The sequence below is a fragment of the Streptomyces sp. NPDC020801 genome, from assembly GCF_044334385.1.
GTDB lineage: Bacteria > Actinomycetota > Actinomycetes > Streptomycetales > Streptomycetaceae > Streptomyces.
In genome coordinates this window covers 106,368-126,006 of sequence record NZ_JBIRST010000018.1, presented here as the reverse complement: position 1 = coordinate 126,006, position 19,639 = coordinate 106,368, and the positions used below count along the sequence as shown (strand labels likewise).

Below are 19,639 nucleotides of genomic sequence, written 5' to 3'. Positions count from 1 at the left end.
CGCGTCAATCTCCTGTGGAGTCAGGCCAGTTGTCAAGGTTTCGGCCATGTACGGCGGCTGACGGGGAGATGAACCGGGCGGCATGGGTGGAAATCCGTCTAGGCTGAGCGGTTGAGTCGTAAGGCTTCAAGGCCCTTGGGGCCTCCAGGTCCGCTAGGAGAACCAGCCGATGTCAGACAGGTCCCCGTTGCCGCCGGTGCGGCTTGCTTCCGAACCGGAACTGGCTCGGGATGCCCTCGCCACCCCGCTGCTCGCCCGTGCCGCGCGGCTGGCCCGCTGGGCCGGCCCCGGGACACGGGTCGACCCCGGCGGCGCGCTGGTGGAGGAGCAGCTGCCCGCCGCGGCCGAGGCGCTCTCGCTGGGCGGCGACGACGCTGCCGCCTGCGCGAGCGAGGCCTGGCGGGCCGCCCTGGACGCCGGGCTCGTCGAGATCGTCGACGAGGACGCCGGCACCGTGGCCGCGGGTGCGGACCTGGGGCTGCTCACCGGAGGTTCGCCGCACGACGTGCTCGCGGTGTGGCTGACCGTGCTGGAGGCCGTGCTGGCCGACGCGAGCGTGCCCGACCTGGACGGTCTCATCGACGCGATGGAGGAGGGCGGCGCCGTCGACCTGCCCGCGCTGGACTGGGACCCGAAGGCCGAGGCGGAGTTCCTCGACGGCGTGCTGGCCAACCTCTACCTGCTGACGGTCGGCGACGACGGCCCCGCCGGCGGCCCCGTGCCGCTGCCCGCGCTGGCCGCCTCCATGATCGTGCCCAGTGACATGGGGGAGCCCACCAACGACATACTGGAACAGGTCTCCGACGCGATGATGCGGCTGGACGACCAGTTCCGGCTGCTGGAGCCGGTGGGGCTCGTCGAGTACCGGCCCGTGGACGAGACGCTCATGACGGACGCCGAGGACGCCGAGGAGGCTGGGCAGTCCGGGGAGTCCGGGGAGTCCGGGGACTCCGCAGGGTCGTCGATGCCGGTCGACGAGACGGACGTCAGCCGCTACGGCATGGTGCGGCTCACGCCGCTCGGCCTGTACGGCCTTCGGGTGCGGCTGCTGGAGGCCGGCCACGACGCCCCGGCGGTCGGCGACCTCGCCGACAAGGGGGCGGACGCGCTGCTCGACGGCACGGCCGCGTTCCCGCCCGCGGCGTCGCACGCCGAGACCGAACAGTGGCTGGCCCGCCGTGAACCGCTGGCCGCCGCACGGGAGTTGCTCGCTGCCGCGCGCGGCACGGACGCCGGGGCCCCGCTGCGGCGGCTGCGCTGCCAGCAGGCGCTGTCCCTGGTGGGCGCGGAGGCCGAACCGGCGCTGCGCGAGGTGCTCGACGACGCCGAACTGGGCGGCCTGGCCCGGGTCTGGCTCACCGAGCACGGCTTCGCCGACGTACCGGGGCCGTCCCAGGAGATGATCTTCTGGCTGACCATCGACACGGTCGCCGCGCAGCTGGCGGCCGAAGGCAACTCCGAGGAACTGCACGCGCTCGTCACCGGGCTGGCGCAGCAGCACAGCGGCTTCTTCGCGGCGGCCTGGCGGGTGCACCACCCGCAGACGGCGGACGTGCTGGAGGCGATGGGGCGGCTGCACCCGGACAAGAGGATCGCCAAGGAGGCCAGGAAGGCCGCCTTCAAGGCCCGCTCCGCGCACGCGGGTTGAGCACGGCACGGCGGGGGAGCCGGTCGGCTCCCCCGCCGCGTCCGCTTCGGCGCTCGAGGACGGCACCGTCCTTTCGGCGCCTCAGCAGTGATAGACCGTCGTGTGCTTGAACGAGGACGCCGCTCCGTTGAAGCCGTACGTCCCCCGGTACGCCGGCGGGTTCTGGTACTCACCGACGATGGTGATCGTGTCGGCGCAGGACCCTGTCCCCGACCGTTTGGCGTCGAGCCGGATGGTGTCGCCGACGAAGCCGCCCGTGATGTCCCAGGGGGCGCCGCAGATGCCGGAGGTGATCTGGCCGCCCAGGACGACGTACGGGTAGGTGTTGGGGTCGAACCTGACCTCCATGTCGAAGGTCACCGCGCCGTTGTGCAGCTGAAGCCTCGCCGTCGTGGACAGCGCCTCGGTGGACACGTCGCTCTGTCCGGCGAACGCCTCGTCCCGCGTCTTGACCTCCGCGCCGTGGGCGTTGTGGAAGCGGTGCTCGGCCGCGGCCGCGCCCTTCTGCCTGCGTGCCTGTGTGGTCATGGGAAGGAGCCTTCCCTCGTAGGGACTCGTAGGGACTCGTAGGGACTCGTAGGGGCCCCTGGGGACCCGTGTCTTGCACGGACGGACCCGTGCAGGGACCCGCAGCGGCCGTCAGGCCAGCCGCTCGGCGATCTCGACGCGCAGCAGCGCGCGGACGTTCTCGATGTGGTTGGCGACCGTCACCACCGACGAGCCCGCGAACAGCAGACCCACCGCCACGTCGTCCAGCGAGGTGACCAGGGAGCCCGAGTCGCCGCCCGCAGAGATGTTCGTGGTGAGGATCTGGTCCTTGAAGCGGGCCGTGCCCGCCGTGCCGTAGTTGACGTCGATCGTCGCGTCGACCGCGATGATCCGGCCGAAGCTGATGTTCGTCGTCCGGCCGGTCTTCTTCACCAGGTCGCCGACCGCCACGTTGGCCTTGCGCCGCCAGGCGCGCGGCGCCCCGCTGAAGTACTGCTCCCGTGTGGCGTCCTGGAACTCCACCGCGCCGAGCGCGCAGTCCACCACGTTGTTGTGCCGGTCCAGCGGGATCTGCGGAGCGAACTGGATCGTGACGAACCGGTCCAGGGTCGCGATCCGGTCGGCGGGGTCCGTGCCGCCGTCGAAGACACCCGGCTGCACGATCGGGCTGCCCAGCTGCGCCCGGTTGGAGTCGGCCAGCACATGGTTGTTCGACAGGACGTAGAACCTCGCCGGTACGCCCAGCCCGGGCCCCGGCGGGTCGACCGTCGCGCCCGGCAGGAAGTCGTACACCACGCTGCCGAGCGTGCCCGCGGTCACCCGTACGTTGCCGACCGAGAACCCCGAAGGGCACGGCCGCATACGGCGCTTGAGGATCTGCGGCTCGAACGCCGCCGGGCCGCCGAGCTCCTCGAGCAGCGGCTGCGACAGCCGCGCCAGTTGCTCCTCCACCCCGCCGTCGGGTGCGTAGGCCATCGCCCGCCGCTCCTCGTGGCGCGGGGCCGGCTGGCGCTGCTGCGGCTGGGCCGCGACATGCCCGACCGCCACCACGTCCGTGGGCCTGCCGTCGTCCATCCGGTACGGGATCACATCCCGCTCCGGCAGCATCGACTCCGGGACCTTCTGCGTCACGAACACCAACACGGCTTCCTCGCCGGTGGGTTCACCTCCCGTCCACTTCACGCCGTGGCCAAAGCCGACGACGTTCGCCAGCGGCTGCTCGCGCCGCAGGAAGTCCGACAACGCCTGCCGGCGTGAGCTGTCGCTCAGCTGTCCGCCGGTGGGTCCTCGCATCAGTTCGGTTCGGCTCATCACGCCGGACCACCTCTTCCCGGGTGTGTGTTCCGCGGTCCGGGGGCCCGCTCGCGGCTACTCCTGTGCGGAGATCTCGCCGATCGCGAGCACACGCACGGGCACGCCGTCGAGCTCGTCCGGAACCACGTCCTCTTCCCTGAGCCGGTCCCGGGGCACCTTGCGGGTCACGAAGACGACGATGACGTCCCGGCCCGTGGCTTCGTCCTTCCCGGTTCCGACCCCCGTCACATGGGGCAGGCTCATCAGCCGGCCCTCGTGGAGGCTGCGCGCACGATGTGCGTCCACTTCGGCTCGCCTCCCCCGGGTGCTTCAGGTAGTGGCTGTCTATTGCCGGGGCGCACCCGCGGTCAAGGCGTTCCGCCGTAAATCATCAGAAGGACGCCGATCCATGCCCGTTGACCTTCTTTACGAAGAATCCTCCGAGGTATTCCACGGGCGGGGCGTGGCTTTTGGGTCCCGTGGGGGTGCGTATACGGATTCATGGAACAGAGCCCGGTGAAGTCGTCCGGCGTTCAACTCCCGTTCAGGCGTGGGCGGGACGGTTGCGCCGAACCGAGGTCCGCCACCCTTCACGGCAGCTCCCACCGTCTCAGGAGACACCATGTCGCTCACCCGCAGGGACTTCGCCAGACAATCCGCGCTCGCCGGCGCCGGGGTCGCCCTGGCCGGCAGCGTCGGCGCGCTCGCCACCGCGCCGAACGCCCTGGCGTCCACGGAGACCGAGAGCGCGTCGGAGAGCTCCGATGACACCCGCCACGGCGTCGGCTACGGCCCGCTGCTGCCCGACCCGGACGGCATCCTCGCCCTGCCCGCCGGGTTCTCGTACCGGATCATCACCCACAGCGGCCGGACCAGGCTGGAGTCGGGGGAGTTCACCCCGTCCAACCACGACGGCACCTCCACCTTCGACGGCCCGCGCGGCGCGACCCTGCTCGTCAACAACCACGAGCTGAAGGGCCCGCGCGCCAACTGGAAGTACCCGGTCCCGCTCACCGAGGGCCTTGTCTACGACCCCGCGGCCTCCGGCGGCTGCACGGTGGTCGAGGTGCGCCGCGACCACGTCGCCGAGTGGGTCGGCATCGCCGGCACCTCCACCAACTGCGCGGGCGGCAACACTCCTTGGGGCACCTGGCTGACCTGCGAGGAGACCGAGGACAAGGCCGGCCAGAACGGCATGACCAAGGACCACGGCTATGTCTTCGAGGTCGACCCCGAGGACCGCCGCGCCAACCGCGACCCGAGGCCGGTCAGGGCGCTCGGCCGGTACGCCCACGAGGCCGTCGTCGTCGACCCCGGACGCGGCCACCTGCACCTCACCGAGGACGCCTCCGGTCCCAACGGGCTGCTCTACCGCTGGACCCCGCCGGAGGGCTTCCGCCACGGCCGCGGCCGGCTGCGCACGCTCGCCGACGACGCGGGCGTGCTGCAGGCGTTCAAGTGCTTCGACTCCGGCGGCCGGTTCGTCGACGACCTCTCCCGCGCCACGCGGATCGGCACCGTCTACGGCGTCGACTGGATCGACGTGCCGGACCGTGACGCGAAGACGGTGTCCGTGCGCAGGCAGTTCGGCGCCGGCGAGATCACCCGCGCCCGCAAACTCGAGGGAATGTGGTGGGGCGACGGCGGCGCCTACATCGTCTCCTCCTACGCCCGTGAGGAGAGCCCTCTCCAGCACGACGGCCAGGTCTGGTTCTACGACCCCAAGCGCCGCACGCTGACCCTGAAGGTCCTGCTCGGTGTGAACCCGGACCCGGCCGGGGACGGCAACTTCGACGGCCCGGACAACATCACCGTCTCCCCCTACGGCGGTCTGGTCATCGCCGAGGACGGCGAGGGAGTCCAGCACCTGTTCGGCGCCACCGACGGCGGACGCACCTATCCCATCGCCCGCAACGAGCTGAACATCGGCACCGAGGCGAAGCCCGAGTACAGCGAGTTCACCGGCGTCACCTTCTCGCCCGACGGCAGGACGCTGTTCGCCAACATCCAGGAACCGGGCATCATGCTCGCCATCACCGGACCCTGGAAGCGGCAGAGGCGTTAGCGCGGAAGGCCACCCGGACACCGCTTCCCGCATGGTTCCGGCGCCGCAAGCGGCGAGGGGCACACCGGCCGGCCGTGGACGGCGTGACCGGCCGAGGGCCCGTACTTCGGTACGGGCAAGACGCAGAGCTACACCCGGGTGACCCCGGTCGTCGCCGACGACGTACGCGACGCCGCCGCCGTGGTCGGGGCCATGCACGAGCTGGTCACGCGGGCCGCCGTGCCCCGGCTGCGGGACGCGGACGTGGAGCTGATGCGCGCGGCCAACGAGCGGTTCGCCGCCGCCGTCCGCGCCGGTGACGTGGACGGCGCCCTGCGCGCCGACGACGACCTGCACGACGTCCTGGTCCGCGTCGCCGGCAACCGCGCGGCCGCCGCCACCGTCGCCCGCTACACCCCGCTCATCCGCCGGCTGGAGCGCCGGCGCTTCGGCGAGGGCGGCACCTGCCGCTCGGCCGGGCTGCACCAGCGGCTCATCGAGACCTGCGCGGCCGGTGACGTGGACCGGGCAGTCCATGTCACCGCGGAGATCTGGCGCACCCTCGCAGAGCCGGCCGGCTCCGACTGACCCTGGAGGCCGCGTGTCCCTCTCCCGTCACGAGCGTTACCCGCTGCTCTTCGGGCACAGCACGGCGGACGGGGAGCCGGTCGCGTGCCGGGTCGCGGTGCCGAAGACCATGACCGGCAACGACAGGCCGAGTGTGCCACCGAGCCACCCTGGACGGACCGGTGGCGGAGAAGTGCGGATCCCGCCGGATGCCGGGCAGCGCGGCATTGACGACGGTGGAGTCGACGCCGACCATCGGGTGGACCGCCCGCAGAGAACGGTGCAGTGGGCGGGGATCGTCTTCGCCTAGTGTGGAGTGAGATTCGGGGGGCCGTCTCCGGTTCGCAAGGAGTATCTGGATGACGCAGGTCAGGCCCATGCGCGCGGACGCTCGGCGCAACTACGGGCGGCTGCTGGAGGCAGCGGCCGCCGCCTTCGCCGAGCACGGGGAGAACGCGTCGCTCGACGACATCGCCAAGCGGGCCGGGGTCGGATCCGGCACGCTCTACCGGCACTTCCCCAACCGTCAGGCGCTGCTCGAGGCCGCCTACGTCGACCGGGTCGAGGCGATCGCCGTACGGGCCGGTGAACTCGCGAAGGAACTGCCGCCGGGCGAGGCGCTGGTGGAGTGGCTCAACGAGCTGTGCGCCGGGACGATCCAGGTGCGGGGGATGAAGGCGCTGCTGGGCTCGGCAGTCACGGACGGCAGCTCGGCCGCGGTCACCGCCTGCGGCACCTCGGTCAAGGGCGCGGCGACCCTGCTGGTGGAGGCGGCGCAGAAGGAGGGCACCCTGCGGGCCGACGTCGAGCCGATCGAGCTGCTACGGCTGGCCCACGGGGTGGCCACCGCCTCGGAGCTGGCGAACGGGCGGGGCAAGGAGATCCGCCGGTATCTGTCGCTGCTCACGGAGGGGCTGAGGCCGGCCGGCGGCGGGGACTGAGGAGTGGGGCCGGGCGCCCCCGAGCCGGGGGCGCCCATGACCGTCGTACCTCCGGCTACAGCGCCTGGGCCGCCGGCTTCACCATGTTCCGTACGGTGCGGGCCTTGACGAAGTCGCCGATGGCCGTCATCTCCCACTCGCCCGTGAACTGGCGGATCAGCTTCGCCATCATCACGCCCGTCTGGGCCTCGGCGTGGGTGAGGTCGAAGCGGACGAGCTCTTCGCCGGTGGCGGCGTCGAGGAGGCGGCAGTAGGCCTTGGCGACCTCGGTGAACTTCTGTCCGGAGAACGAGTTCACCGTGAAGACGAGACCGGTCACCTCCTGGGGCAGGCGGCCGAGGTCGACCACGATCACCTCGTCGTCGCCCGCGCCCTCGCCCGTGAGGTTGTCGCCGGAGTGCTTCACCGCGCCGTTCAGGATGGTGAGCTTCCCGAAGTAGCAGCTGTCGAGGTGGTTGCGCTGCGGGCCGTAGGCGATGACGGAGGCGTCCAGGTCGATGTCCGCGCCGCGGAACGCCGGCTCCCAGCCGAGGCCCATCTTCACCTGGGAGAGCAGCGGGCGGCCGCCCTTGACCAGGGACACCGTCTGGTTCTTCTGGAGGCTGACCCGGCCCTTGTCGAGGTTGATCTTCCCGGTGCCGGGAGCGGGCGCGGCGGCGGCCGGGGGAGCCGGGGAAACGGCCGGAGGCGGGGTCACCCGGGGCTGCACCGCGGGCGGCGGCGGGGCCACGGGCTGTGGTTCGGTGCCCGGGTGCGGCGGGGCGGCGGGGGCCACGGGCTGCGGCGGGGCGGACGGGGCGGGCGCCGGCTCCTCCACCGTCACTCCGAAGTCGGTCGCGATGCCCGCGAGCCCGTTGGCGTACCCCTGGCCCACGGCCCGCGCCTTCCACTGGCCGCCGCGCAGATAGATCTCCACGACCACCAGCGCCGTCTCGGTGCCCAGTTGCGGCGGTGTGAAGGTGGCCAGCACCGAGCCGTCGTCCGCGGCGCGGATGGTGGCCGTCGGCTCGATGCCCTGGAAGGTCTGCCCGGCGGCGTCCGGACTGGCGGTGACCACGATCTTCTCGATGCCCGGGGGCACCGCGGCGGTGTCCACCGTGATCGCGTCGGGCGCCGTGCCGCCGCCCGAGCGGTAGGTCACTCCCGGCCCGGAAGGCTGGTTGTAGAAGATGAAGTCGTCGTCGGAGCGCACCTTGCCGTCGCCCGTAAGCAGCAGGCCCGATACGTCGAGCCGCACCGGAGCGGCGACGTCCACCGTCACGCGCGCGGCGGCCAGAGGGATGTTCGAGCCGGGGGTCATAGCTGTCATGTGGGAGGTAACGAACGAGGGCGCTTTACCGTTCCCTTACCCGGCAAACGGGTGGGGCGCCCCCGCCGCCGTCCTACGGCACCACCACGATCTTGCGCCCCACCCCCGCCGCGAACTGCTCCAGCGCCTGCGGGTACCGCTCCAGCGGGATCCGGTCGCTGATGAAGACCTCCGGGTCCAGCACTCCGTTCGCGAACAGCTCCGCCGCCCGCTCGAAGCTGTGCAGCACCGCCATCGAGCCGGTGATGGTGATCTCCTGGTTGTAGATCCGGTACGGGTCGATCGTCACCCGGGTGGCGTAGTCGGCCACCCCGAACTGCAGGAACGTGCCCGCCTTCGCCACCCGGCCGAGGCCGTCCTGGATGGCCGCCGCGTTGCCGGTCGCGTCGACCACCACGTCCCAGCCCTGCGGCCGGTCCAGCTCGTCCGCGCTCGCCGCCGACGCCGAGACGCCCAGCCGGCGGGCCGTGTCCAGCCGGGCCGGGTTCAGGTCGACGACGTCCACGCTCGCCGCGCCGGTGCGCTTGGCCAGCTCCAGCATCATCAGGCCCATGGTCCCCGAGCCGTAGATCAGCACATGCGCGCCGAGGCGCGAATTCAGCACGTCATAGCCCCTTACCGCGCACGACAGCGGCTCCACCAGCGCCGCGTCCTCGGTGCGCACATGCTCGGGCAGCTTCACGCAGTTCGCCACCGGGGCGAGGGCGTACCGCGCCGCGCCGCCGGCCGTCGTCACGCCGATCGCCGCCCACCGCTCGCACAGGTTGTTGTGGCCGGTACGGCAGTAGCGGCACTCGTAGCAGTACAGCGACGGGTCGACGGCCACCCGGTCGCCGACCGCGACCTCCGTGACGCGGGTGCCGATCCCGACCACCTCGCCGGCGAACTCGTGCCCGGGCACGATGGGCAGCTTCGGCGCGAACTCGCCCTGGAGGATGTGCAGATCGGTGCCGCACAGGCCGCAGGCCGCCACCTCGACGACGACCTCGCGGGGCCCCGGCGACGGGTCCGGGACCTCGGTGACCACGGCACGGCCCACGGACTCGATGACGGCGGCCTTCATTTCACGGCTCCCAGCGAAAGGCCCTGGACCAGTTTGTCCTGGGCGGCGAACCCCGCGGCGAGCACCGGCAGGGAGATGACGAGCGACGCGGCGCACACCTTGGCCAGGAACAGGCCCTGGCTGGTGATGAAGCCGGTCAGGAAGACGGGGGCGGTCTCGGCGACGACACCCGTGAGCACCCGCGCGAACAGCAGCTCGTTCCAGCTGAAGATGAAGCAGATCAGGGCGGTCGCGGCGATGCCGGGCATGGCGATGGGGGCCACCACGCGCGAGAGGACCGTCGGCAGCCGGGCACCGTCGATCTGCGCGGCCTCGATGATCGCGACCGGTACCTCGGAGAGGAAGGACTGCATCATCCACACGGCGATCGGCAGATTCATCGCGGTGTAGATGATCACCAGTGCCCAGACGTTGTCGAGCAGGCCGGTGTTCTTGGCGAAGAGGTAGACGGGCAGCAGGCCTGCCACGGCGGGCAGCATCTTGGTCGACAGGAAGAAGAACAGGACGTCGGTCCACTTCCTCACCGGGCGGATCGACAGGGCGTAGGCCGCCGGAAGCGCCAGCAGCAGCACGCACACCGTGGAGGCCACCGAGGCGGTGGCCGAGTTGATGAGCGAGGGCCAGGGGCTCGCGCCGCCGTCCAGACCGAAGAACTCCCGGTAGCTGTCAAGGGTGAGCGGTGCGGCCACCGACGGCGGATTGGTGGCCGCGTTCGCCTCGGAGTGGAGGGAGGTCAGGGCCATCCAGAGGATGGGCAGGGCGAACAGGACGCCCGCCAGCCAGGCGACAACGCCCAGCGCGGTCCCCTTGGCGGAACGCCTGCGCCGGGTGTGCGGGTGCGGCGGGGCGCCGGTCACTACGGTGGTCATGCGCGGGACACCTCCTCCCGGAAGAGCGACGACACGACGCGCAGCGCGAAGGTCGCGAGGACGATCGAGCCGATGACGACGAGCACGCCGGCCGCCGAGGCCAGGCCGTTCTCGTGCGCCTGGTAGAAGGTCTGGTAGACGGTGTACGGGAGGTTCGCGGTGCCGAGGCCGCCGGAGGTGATCGTGAACACCGCATCGAAGTTCTGCACGATGTAGATCGATCCCAGCAGCACGCCCAGCTCCAGGTAACGGCGCAGGTGCGGCAGGGTGATGTGGACGAACACCTGCCAGTCGCTCGCCCCGTCCATGCGCGCCGCCTCGACCAGTTCGGGGTCGCGGCTCTGCAGCCCGGCGAGCAGGATCAGCATCATGAACGGGGTCCACTGCCAGATCAGCGAAGCCTCGACCGCCGACAGCGGCATGTCCGAGATCCAGTCAGGCTGTGGTGCGCCGTTTCCGCCGATCCAGTGCAGCACGCCGTTGAACAGGCCGTACTCGGGGTTGTAGAGCACGTGCTTCCACAGGAGGGCGGCCGCGACGGGAACCACCAGGAACGGTGCGATGAGCATCGTGCGCACCATGGAGCGGCCCGGGAACCTGCGGTCGAGCAGCAGCGCCAGCAGCAGCCCGAGCACCAGGCTGACCAGCACCACGGTGACGGTGAGCAGCACGGTCGTCCACACCGATTTGCGCAGGTCGGGAGTGGTGAGGACCTCGGAGTAGTTGCCGAACCCGGTGAAGTGACGGTCCTTCGGATACAGGGCGTTCCAGTCGAAGAACGAGATCACCAAGGTCGCCACGAACGGCAGCTGGGTCACGATGATCATGAAGACCAGGGCGGGCAGCAGCGGGGCGCGTGTGGCCCAGGCCCGAAGTCGGTTCGACGGCCGGGCCGTCCGCGGCTGAGCCGCGGCGACCCGGGCGGTAGTGGTGGCAGCCATCATCACCGGTACTTCTTCGCGACCGTCTCGGCGAGCGACTGGGACTTCTGCAGGGCACTGTCGACGGACTCCCGTCCGGCGACGGCCGAGCTGATCTCCTGGGAGACCTTGGTTCCCAGATCGGTGAACTCGGGGATGCCCACGAACTGGATGCCGGGCGCGGGCCGCGGCTGGACTCCCGGGTTGCCCGGCTGGGCCGAGGCGATGGCGTCCCGGGTCACGTCCGCGAAGGCCGCGGCCTCCTTGCGGTAGGCGGGGATGTCATAGGTGGAGGTGCGCTTGCCCGCCGGGACGTCGGACCAGCCGGAGGTCCTGCCGACCAGCTGTTCGTAGTCCTTGCCGGACGCCCAGGAGATGAACTTCCATGCGTCGCCGGCGTGCTTGGAGGCCTTCTGGATGCCCCAGGCCCAGGTGTACAGCCACCCGGAGCTCCTGGTCTTCTCGACCGGCGCCGGGACATAGCCGATCTTGCCCTTGACCGGTGAGCCGGCCGCTTCCAGGGACCCGGCACCCGATGTCGCGTCGTACCACATCGCGGACTTGCCCTGCGTCATGTTGTTGAGGCATTCCGCGAAACCGGACTGGGCGGCGCCCGCCTCACCGTGCTTGCGCACCAGGTCGACGTAGAACCGGGTCGCCTGCTTGAACTCCTTCGAGTCCAGGCGCGGCGTCCAGTTCTTGTCGAACCAGGTGCCGCCGAAGGTGTTGACCACCGTGGTCAGCGGAGCGATCACCTCGCCCCAGCCCGGCAGACCGCGCAGGCAGATGCCCTTCATACCGGGCTCGGCGCCGTCCGCCTTGGCCGCGAGGTCCGCCACCTGCTGCCAGGTGGGGTGCGCGGGCATGGTGAGCCCCTTCTTCTGGAAGACGTCCTTGCGATACATCAGGAAGGACGATTCCCCGTAGAAGGGCTCCCCGTAGAGCTTGCCGTCCGCCGCGGTGAGGGCCGTCCGCATGGGTGCCAGGATGTCCTGCTGGTCGAAGCCCTTGTCGTTGCCGACGTACGAGTCCAGCGGGTGCAGCCAGTTGTTCTTGGCGTAGATCGGTATCTCGTAGTTGCTGAGGGTGGCGACGTCGTACTGGCCCGCCTGGTTGGCGAAGTCCTGGCTGATCTTGTCTCTGACGTCGTTCTCCGGCAGGACGGTGAAGTTCACCTTGATGCCGGTGTCCTTGGTGAAGTTGGCGGCGGTGAGCTTCTGCAGCTCCACCATCTGCGGGTTGTTCACCATCAGGACGTTGATGGCGTGGGCGGAGGATCCGCCCCCGGCGCCGCCGGCGCCCGAGCAGCCGGCGAGGACGGGGGTGATCAGCGTTCCTACGGCGGCCACGGCAAACACGGTGCGGGGCGTTCGTCGGCTCTGGGTTCGCATGGGTTGCTCCTGGTCCCTGTGGATCCTTGAAAGCGGAAGTCGGCTGGAATGACTGGAATGGCTGGAATGAACGGCGTGGGGGTGGCGTGGGGATGTGGCGCGAGGGTGTGCGGGGTCCGCCGTGCGGCTCCGGGTGAACGGCGAAGGCACGGTTGCCGAGGCGTTGTGGATGTTGTCCGAAGAGTGCTGTGGATCGGTCAGACCCGGATGACCTGCGGGCCCTGCAGCGAGTAGCGGTGGGCTTCCGAGGCCGGCAGGAGCGTGCTCGTGACGATCGCCTCCAGGTCGCCGACCTCCGCGAAGCGGCAGAAGCTGACCGCCCCGAACTTGGTGTGCACGCCCGCGAAGACCGTGCGGCGGGAGGCGCGGAGCGCCTGGGCCTTGACCTCGCTGACCGCCGGGTCGGGTGTGGTCAGCCCGTGCTCGCGGGAGATGCCGTTGGCGCCGATGTACGCCAGGTCGATGACGAATCCGGCCAGCATCTTCGTCGTCCAGTGGTCGACGGTGGCGAGCGTGCCGGGTCTGACCCGGCCGCCCAGCAGGAGGACGGTCGTGTTCTCGGCCTCCGCGAGCGCGCCCGCGGTGGCCAGGGAGGCGGTGACCACGGTCAGCGGCCGGTCCCGGGGCAGTGCCTCCGCGATGAGCTGCGGGGTGAACCCCTCGTCCACGAAGACGGTCTCGGCGTCCCCGAGCAGTTCGGCCGCGGCGGCCGCGATCCGGCGCTTCTCGGGCACGTGGCTGGTGGCGCGGAACGCGAGGGTCGTCTCGAAACCGGCGCTCTCCACTGGGTAGGCGCCGCCGTGTGTGCGCCGGAGCAGTCCGTGGTCCTCCAGGGCGCGCAGATCGCGTCGTACGGTCTCCTTGGCCACGCCCAGTTCGGCGGCGAGCGTGGTGACGTCGACCGAACCCGTGCGGCGGGCGGCCTTGACGATCTCTCGCTGCCGTTCCTCCGCGGTCTTCGCCGTCATCGCCGTCACCTGCCTTCCGTGCCGTGTTTCTGGTTCGTTCGCCCGGTGGCGCTCGAACCGGTGGTGCCCGTTCGGGCCCGGTGGGGCCCATGAGGGAAGTTCTACAGCGGGTATGCGGCGGTGACCAGGTCTGTTGCGCGCCCGACCGTGCCCGATCCTGCCCGTTCGGCTCGAGGTGAGCCCATCTCGGACCTGGGGCGGAAAGGGGGCGGCGGGTGAGATCGGGCAGCCTCTGTGCCCGAACGGCGCAGCGGCGGGCCCGTTCGGTGCCCGCCCGCTCCGCAGTGTCCCCTCAGTACGGCCAGATCGGCGGGTCCGTCACGAAGTGACCGCCCAGGTAGGCGTGCGCCTCGTTGTCCGGGTCCAGCTCGCCCTGCTCGGCGATCAGCTTCCCGGCGTACGGCTCGGAGTCGTCCTGCGGCTCGTAGCCGAGCGCCCGCGCGGTGCTCAGATCCCACCACAGCCGGGTGTTGGCGGAGGAGCCGTAGACGACGGTGTGCCCCACGTGCCCGGCGGTCAGGGCCGCGTGGAAGAGCCGGGCGCCGTCGGCGGGGCTCATCCACACCGAGAGCATCCGCACACTGGTCGGCTCGGGGAAGCAGGAGCCGATGCGCACCGAGACGGTCTGAAGGCCGTGCTTGTCCCAGTAGAGCTGCGCGAGGTCCTCGCCGAAGGACTTCGACAGGCCGTAGAAGGTGTCCGGGCGGCGCGGGGTGTCGATCGGGATCAGCGCGCCGGGGTCGAGAGGCACGTCCCCCCGCGGGCGGGGGGTGTGGCCGACCGCGTGGTTGGAGGAGGCGAAGACGATCCGGCCGACGCCCTCCGCGCGGGCCGCCTCGTACAGGTTGTACGTGCCCTCGATGTTGGCCTTGAGGATCTTCTCGAACGGGGCTTCCAGGGAGATGCCCGCGAGATGGATGATCGCGTCGACGCCCCGGACCGCCTCGCGCAGGGCCTCCTTGTCGGAGAGGTCCGCGGTGATCGCCTCCGGCTCGCCCTCGATGGGCCGCATGTCGAGCAGGCGCAGCTCGTAGCCGTACCCGGGCAGCAGGCCCCGCATCAGGGTGCCGAGCCCGCCGGCGGCGCCGGTGAGCAGAACGGTGCGGGGAGCGGGCATCCTCGGTCTCCTTGGATCGCAGCCTCGACGGCCGTATGCATGGACGTTATTCACATGCATGGACACGCTATGAAGGGGGTCGCCGCCTCGTCAAGTGTGCCGTGGAGTGGTGAAATCCGCTGCCGTGTCGCCGCTTTGCGCGCTTGACCGGCCCGGAGGAACCGCCTTAGCGTGGGCATGTTCATAAGTATGGACGCAGATCAGAAACATGAGTGCCTGCCCCAGGGAGAGCCCGTGCCGTCAGCCCCCCTCGCCGAACGCCTCGGCCTCCCCACCGGGCCGCTGTTCTTCCCCGTCACCGCCTTCGGCCCCGACGGCACGATCGACCTCGACGTCTACCGCACCCATGTGCGCCAGGGCGTCGAGGCCGGGGCCGCGGCCGTCTTCGCCTGCTGCGGTACCGGGGAGTTCCACGCGCTCACGCCCGAGGAGTTCGGGGCCTGCGTCCGCGCGGCCGTGGACGCGACGGACGGCCGTGTGCCGGTCGTGGCGGGCGCCGGATACGGCACCGCGCTCGCCGTGCGCTACGCCCGGCTCGCCGAGGCCGCCGGGGCGGACGGGCTGCTCGCCATGCCGCCGTATCTCGTGGTCGCCGGTCAGGAGGGGCTGCTGCGCCACTACCGCGAGCTGGCCGCCGCGACCTCCCTGCCGGTCATCGTCTACCAGCGCGACAACGCGGTCTTCACTCCGGGCACAGTCGTCGAGCTGGCCCGCACCGACGGGATCATCGGCTTCAAGGACGGCGTGGGCGACCTCGACCTCATGCAGCGGATCGTGAGCGCCGTACGCACCGAAGTACCGGGCGAGTTCCTGTACTTCAACGGTCTGCCGACCGCCGAGCAGACCCAGCTCGCCTACCGCGGCATCGGCATCACCCTCTACTCCTCCGCCGTCTTCTGCTTCGCCCCGGAGATCGCCCTCGCCTTCCACAGGGCGCTCCGCGAGGGCGACGACGCCACCGCGCACCGGCTCCTGGACGGCTTCTACCGCCCGTTCGTCGAACTGCGCGCCCAGGGGCGCGGGTACGCCGTCTCCCTGGTCAAGGCGGGGGTACGGTGGCGCGGACTGGATGTGGGTCAGGTGCGGCCGCCGCTGCACGAACCGTCCGAGGACCACGTCACGCAGCTCGGCCGGCTGATCGAACGCGGCTGCGCGCTGCTCGGGGAGGACGTGTGAAGGCGTCGGCGTTCGTCTACCCCTGGGACGTGAACGGCGACCCCGGGGCCCCGGCGCGCATCGCCGCGCTCGGCGTGGGGCAGGTGACGCTCGCAGCCGCCTACCACTCCACCCGTGCGCTGACCCCTCGCCACCCGCGCCACCGTGTGGTCACCGCCGGGCACGCCGCCGTGCTCTACCCCGCGGACGCCCGCTGGCAGGGCCGTACCCTGCGGCCGTACCCGGCGGGCGACTGGGCGCCGGGGGACGCCTACGGCGAGGCGGCGGCGGCCCTCGCCGGGGCCGGTCTCGAGGTGCACACCTGGGTCGTCCTCGCGCACAACTCCCGTCTGGGCGCCGAGCATCCGGGCACCTCGGTCGTCAACGCCTATGGCGACCGCTATCCGTGGGCGCCGTGCATCGCGCAGGCCGCCACGCGCGCGTACCTCACCGACCTGGCCGCCGAGGCGGCGGTGCGGCCCGGGGCGCGCGGCACCGAACTGGAGTCCCTCGGATGGTACGGGCTGGCCCATCCGCACGCCCACGACAAGACCGCCGGGGTCGGCCTCGGGAACGCCGGGCAGTACCTGATGTCGCTCTGCTTCTGCCCGGACTGCCGCGCGGGCTACGGCGCGCGGGGCCTGGACTCCGACGAACTGGCGGACGCCGTACGCACCGCCCTGGAGCCGGTGTGGCAGGGGTCGGCGCCCTCCGACGGCGGCTGGCCGGGCGTCGGGAAGCTGCTCGGCGAGACGAAGGCGAACGCCACGCGCGCGTGGCGTGACGACACCGCCCGCACGCTGCAGGAGGCGGCGGTCGCGGCGGTCCGCGCGGCGGCCCCCGCCGGCTTCCGGGTACTGCTGCACGCCGACCCGGTGTCCTACCACTGCGGCGCCAACGCCGGCGTGGATCCCGGGCACATCCTGTCCGTCGCGGACGGCGTGGTGGTGCCCTGCACGGGCGGGCCCGGCCCGCTCACCCCGTTCGCCGAACAGGGACGCGCGGGCGCCGTCCTGGCCGCCAACTTCACGATCGTCTCCGGCATGGGCGGCCGGCCGGCCACCCTGGCCCAGGACGCCGATCGCGCGCGGGACCTGGGAGCGGGCGAACTGCGCCTGTATCACGCCGGGTTGGCGTCGGAGAGCGACCTGGCGGCGGCACGCTGGGCGCTCACGCGACTCTGACGGGGGCGGTCGCCGGGCCGGGCGGTCGCCGGGCCGGGCGGTTGCCGGGTGAGCCGGGCCTGGGGGCCGCGCTCGTGCATCGGATCCGGGGCGCGGGGACTCCGTGCGTTTCGGGTTGGTGCGGGTGCGGGTGCGGGTGCCGGGGGGTGTCCTGGTGGCGCAGCGTTCGGGGCTCGCGCGACTCTGACGGGGGCGGTCGCCGGGCCGGGCGGTTGCCGGGTGAGCCGGGCCTGGGGGCCGCGCTCGTGCATCGGATCCGGGGCGCGGGGACTCCGGTCGTGTCAGGTCGGGTGGGCGTCGGACGGCGAACCGGCGGGTCCCGCGGATGGGGCAGGTGCCGAAGCGGTGGCGCGGCCCGGGCGGCACTCCGCCGGAACCCGTCGGTAATGGTCCCGGGGGCCGTGGTGCTTGCGGGGCGGCCGGCCCCTCCCCATGGGAGCCGCCCCGCCGTGGGCGGCCCGCGGCGGCCGGGGAGCCCCGCGCCCGAGCCCCCGGCCGGCCGAGCGATGAGTTCCGGGACCGGCGGCGGTCTGTCCTTCGAGTGAAGGATCCGAACGACGTGAGGAGCAGCCCATGACCGACACGATCTTCGACCTCGGCCCGCAGGCCCGGGTGGTGGCCCGGCTGGCGGAGGGCGTGCGCGACGAGCAGCTCACCGACCGGACGCCGTGTCCGGACTTTGCGGTGAGCAATCTGCTGGGACATCTGGTGGGTCTGGCGGTGGCCTTCCGGGACGCCGGCCACAAGGACCTGGGTGTCACGACCGACACCAGCCCGAACGCCGCCGTGCCCGACATCGGCCCCGGCTGGCGCGAGGAGCTTCCCAAGGCCCTGGACGACCTCGCCGCCGCCTGGCGCGATCCGGCCGCCTGGACCGGCATGACCCGCGCGGGCGGCGTGGACCTGCCGGGCGAGCTCGCCGGCGCCGTGGCCGCCGACGAACTGGTGATCCACGGCTGGGACCTGGCCCGGGCCACCGGCCAGGAGTACGAGCCCGACCCGGTCGCGCTGTGGGCGTCGTACGGCTTCCTGCGCATGGCGGCCGACGACCCGAACCGGGGCAACGGCCTGTTCGGCCCGGTCGTGCCCGTCCCGGAGGGTGCCCCGCTGCTGGACCGGGCGGCCGGGCTCAGCGGGCGGGATCCGGGCTGGAAGCCGTGAACCGGCCAGGTCCGGCCGAACGGGCGGAAAGGGGCGCAGGGCGGGACGTCTGACCGTACGCTCCCCACCATGCCCCTCAGCCTCACCGTTCTCGGCACCGCCTCCCCGCACCCGCGCCCCGGCCGCCCCTGCTCGGGCTATCTTCTGCGCGGAGGCGGCGCCGAGGTCTGGGTGGACGCCGGGCCCGGCACCTTCGCGGAGTTGCAGCGGCACACCGACCCGGCACGACTCACCGCGATCTGGATCTCCCACCTGCACGCCGACCACTGCGCGGATCTGCTGGCGGCCGTCTATGCGTTCGCCTTCGGTGGGGCGACCCCGCCCGCGCCGGTCCCGGTCTACGCGCCGGCGGACCTGCCCCGGCGGCTGGCGGGCTTCTTCGGCCGTCCTGACGCCTCCTTCCTGGGTGGCATCCTCGACTTCCGGCCGCTGTACGACGGCCACGAGGTACGCCACTGGAACCTGCGCCTGGCCGCGCGCGCCGTTCTCCACGACGTGGAGGCGTACGGGCTGCGCGCCGAGTGCCAGGGGAGCGTCCTCGCCTACTCCGGCGACAGCGGACCGTGCGAGGCGCTCACCGACCTCGCCCGCCGCGCCGACGTGTTCCTGTGCGAGGCCGACATCGACCTGCGTCGCGAAGGCGGACACCAGGTCCACCTCACACCCGAGGACGCCGGGGCCTGCGCCAAGGGCGCGCGCGAGCTCCTCGTCACGCACGTGGGACCCACGCTCACCCGGGAGTCGGCCGTGGCGCGGGCCGCCGCGGTCTTCGGCGGCCGCACCTCCGCCGCCCGGGAGGGCGAGACCCGGACCTTCTGACCCGGCGGACCCCGTGTCCACCGGCGCCCGCCATGGACTTCCGCGCACTTGCACCCCCGCACCTCCACCTGCTTAACGCAGGGCGGCGGCGACCAGGCCTTCGAGGGCCTCGCGCGGTACTTCGCCGCCGCTCACCAGCCGGTCGAAGACCAGTCCGTCGATGCAGGTCAGCAGGATGTGAGTGCGATTCTCGACGTCCGTCACGCCGTGCGTGGTGAGGAATAGCCGGACGGCCTCGCGGCCGGCGTTCTCGCGGGGTACGAGGATCTCGCGCAGCTCAGGGTCACGCACGCTCTCGACGGCGCAGGCGTAGCGGGCGAGCGAGCGGCGGCGGCCCTCGCCGGTGAGTCGCTGCCGGGTGAGCAGTGCCATGCCGTCCACCAGCTCCTCGACGGTGCGCAGGGGTGGAAGCTCTTCGGCCATCGTTTGCAGTTCCGCCTGGTCGAGTTGGACCAGGCGGGTGACGAGTCCGGTGAGCAGCGCGGCTCGGGTGCGGAAGTAGGCCGACGTGGTGCCGGGCGGCATGGTCGCCTTGCGGTCGACTGCGCGGTGGGTCAGGCCGCGGATCCCTTCGTCGGCGAGTACGTCGAGAGCCGCGTCCGCGAGGAGGGTGCGCCGATCCGAAGCCATGGCTCCTTTCTACACCTGTAGAACCTCGGATAGGCTTATCTTCTACAGGTGTAGAAGAAGTGGGGCTTCGG

19 protein-coding genes and 1 pseudogene are annotated in these 19,639 nt (G+C 71.8%); 9 read left to right on the top strand and 11 right to left on the bottom strand.

From position 1 onward, the window contains the following. The first annotated feature begins 169 nt into the window (after positions 1 to 169). The gene (locus tag ACH4UM_RS30850; protein WP_398186386.1) at positions 170 to 1,648 is read left to right on the top strand and encodes a hypothetical protein; all 1,479 of its coding nucleotides are present in this window, start codon (positions 170 to 172) and stop codon (positions 1,646 to 1,648) included. 81 nt (positions 1,649 to 1,729) lie between these two features. Here the strand turns inward: ACH4UM_RS30850 and ACH4UM_RS30845 are convergent, their stop codons facing one another. From ACH4UM_RS30845 to ACH4UM_RS30835, 3 genes are all read right to left on the bottom strand, one after another. Next, entirely contained in the window at positions 1,730 to 2,176 is a 447-nt protein-coding gene (locus ACH4UM_RS30845) for a hypothetical protein (RefSeq protein ID WP_398186383.1), read from the bottom strand. A 111-nt stretch (positions 2,177 to 2,287) separates the two neighbouring features. Beyond that, on the bottom strand, positions 2,288 to 3,448 hold the full coding sequence (locus ACH4UM_RS30840; RefSeq protein WP_398186380.1) for a hypothetical protein: 1,161 nt from the start codon (positions 3,446 to 3,448) through the stop codon (positions 2,288 to 2,290). Between the two features lie 57 nt (positions 3,449 to 3,505). Next, entirely contained in the window at positions 3,506 to 3,736 is a 231-nt protein-coding gene (locus ACH4UM_RS30835; RefSeq protein WP_398186378.1) for a hypothetical protein, read from the bottom strand. Between the two features lie 316 nt (positions 3,737 to 4,052). On the opposite strand from ACH4UM_RS30835, the gene ACH4UM_RS30830 reads away from it, so the two are divergent. The 4 genes and pseudogenes from ACH4UM_RS30830 to ACH4UM_RS30815 all read left to right on the top strand — a co-directional run bounded on the left by ACH4UM_RS30830 (position 4,053) and on the right by ACH4UM_RS30815 (position 6,982). Then, positions 4,053 to 5,495: an alkaline phosphatase PhoX gene (locus tag ACH4UM_RS30830; protein WP_398186375.1), complete on the top strand. Its 1,443-nt coding sequence runs from the start codon at positions 4,053 to 4,055 to the stop codon at positions 5,493 to 5,495. A 117-nt stretch (positions 5,496 to 5,612) separates the two neighbouring features. After that, a pseudogene (locus ACH4UM_RS30825) lies at positions 5,613 to 6,062 on the top strand (GntR family transcriptional regulator); the annotation flags it as partial. 13 nt (positions 6,063 to 6,075) lie between these two features. Beyond that, entirely contained in the window at positions 6,076 to 6,351 is a 276-nt protein-coding gene (locus ACH4UM_RS30820) for a hypothetical protein (RefSeq protein WP_398186372.1), read from the top strand. Positions 6,352 to 6,400: 49 nt separating this feature from the next. Next, positions 6,401 to 6,982, top strand: a complete 582-nt coding sequence (locus ACH4UM_RS30815) for a TetR/AcrR family transcriptional regulator (protein ID WP_398186369.1) — start codon at positions 6,401 to 6,403, stop codon at positions 6,980 to 6,982. 55 nt (positions 6,983 to 7,037) lie between these two features. Here the strand turns inward: ACH4UM_RS30815 and ACH4UM_RS30810 are convergent, their stop codons facing one another. The 7 genes from ACH4UM_RS30810 to ACH4UM_RS30780 form a co-directional block, all read right to left on the bottom strand. Beyond that, positions 7,038 to 8,282: a TerD family protein gene (locus tag ACH4UM_RS30810; RefSeq protein WP_398186516.1), complete on the bottom strand. Its 1,245-nt coding sequence runs from the start codon at positions 8,280 to 8,282 to the stop codon at positions 7,038 to 7,040. A gap of 82 nt (positions 8,283 to 8,364) precedes the next feature. Beyond that, positions 8,365 to 9,354 (bottom strand): zinc-dependent alcohol dehydrogenase family protein, encoded by a 990-nt coding sequence (locus tag ACH4UM_RS30805; RefSeq protein ID WP_398186366.1) that lies wholly within the window; start codon positions 9,352 to 9,354, stop codon positions 8,365 to 8,367. Next, positions 9,351 to 10,223 carry a carbohydrate ABC transporter permease gene (locus ACH4UM_RS30800; protein ID WP_398186363.1) on the bottom strand — a complete coding sequence of 291 codons (873 nt, stop codon included), beginning with the start codon at positions 10,221 to 10,223 and terminating at the stop codon, positions 9,351 to 9,353. Before ACH4UM_RS30800 ends, ACH4UM_RS30805 begins: the two co-directional genes overlap by 4 nt. Continuing rightward, positions 10,220 to 11,164: a carbohydrate ABC transporter permease gene (locus ACH4UM_RS30795; protein WP_398186360.1), complete on the bottom strand. Its 945-nt coding sequence runs from the start codon at positions 11,162 to 11,164 to the stop codon at positions 10,220 to 10,222. The genes ACH4UM_RS30800 and ACH4UM_RS30795 overlap by 4 nt, the downstream gene beginning before the upstream one ends. Positions 11,165 to 11,166: 2 nt before the next feature. Next, positions 11,167 to 12,534, bottom strand: a complete 1,368-nt coding sequence (locus tag ACH4UM_RS30790) for an ABC transporter substrate-binding protein (protein WP_398186357.1) — start codon at positions 12,532 to 12,534, stop codon at positions 11,167 to 11,169. Positions 12,535 to 12,731: 197 nt separating this feature from the next. Further along, positions 12,732 to 13,502, bottom strand: coding sequence for a DeoR/GlpR family DNA-binding transcription regulator (locus tag ACH4UM_RS30785; RefSeq protein WP_398186355.1), 771 nt, complete (start codon positions 13,500 to 13,502; stop codon positions 12,732 to 12,734). A 292-nt stretch (positions 13,503 to 13,794) separates the two neighbouring features. Beyond that, entirely contained in the window at positions 13,795 to 14,619 is an 825-nt protein-coding gene (locus ACH4UM_RS30780; protein ID WP_398186352.1) for an NAD-dependent epimerase/dehydratase family protein, read from the bottom strand. A gap of 234 nt (positions 14,620 to 14,853) precedes the next feature. On the opposite strand from ACH4UM_RS30780, the gene ACH4UM_RS30775 reads away from it, so the two are divergent. The 4 genes from ACH4UM_RS30775 (at position 14,854) to ACH4UM_RS30760 (ending at position 18,938) form a co-directional block, all read left to right on the top strand. Then, the gene (locus ACH4UM_RS30775) at positions 14,854 to 15,795 is read left to right on the top strand and encodes a 5-dehydro-4-deoxyglucarate dehydratase (RefSeq protein ID WP_398186350.1); all 942 of its coding nucleotides are present in this window, start codon (positions 14,854 to 14,856) and stop codon (positions 15,793 to 15,795) included. Further along, entirely contained in the window at positions 15,792 to 16,958 is a 1,167-nt protein-coding gene (locus ACH4UM_RS30770) for a hypothetical protein (protein WP_398186347.1), read from the top strand. Before ACH4UM_RS30775 ends, ACH4UM_RS30770 begins: the two co-directional genes overlap by 4 nt. Before the next feature lie 573 nt (positions 16,959 to 17,531). Beyond that, the gene (locus ACH4UM_RS30765; RefSeq protein ID WP_398186344.1) at positions 17,532 to 18,119 is read left to right on the top strand and encodes a TIGR03086 family metal-binding protein; all 588 of its coding nucleotides are present in this window, start codon (positions 17,532 to 17,534) and stop codon (positions 18,117 to 18,119) included. A 69-nt stretch (positions 18,120 to 18,188) separates the two neighbouring features. Further along, positions 18,189 to 18,938 (top strand): MBL fold metallo-hydrolase, encoded by a 750-nt coding sequence (locus ACH4UM_RS30760; protein ID WP_398186342.1) that lies wholly within the window; start codon positions 18,189 to 18,191, stop codon positions 18,936 to 18,938. A gap of 72 nt (positions 18,939 to 19,010) precedes the next feature. On the opposite strand, the gene ACH4UM_RS30755 is transcribed toward ACH4UM_RS30760, so the two are convergent. Further along, on the bottom strand, positions 19,011 to 19,568 hold the full coding sequence (locus tag ACH4UM_RS30755) for a TetR/AcrR family transcriptional regulator (protein ID WP_398186339.1): 558 nt from the start codon (positions 19,566 to 19,568) through the stop codon (positions 19,011 to 19,013). Positions 19,569 to 19,639 lie beyond the last annotated feature (71 nt).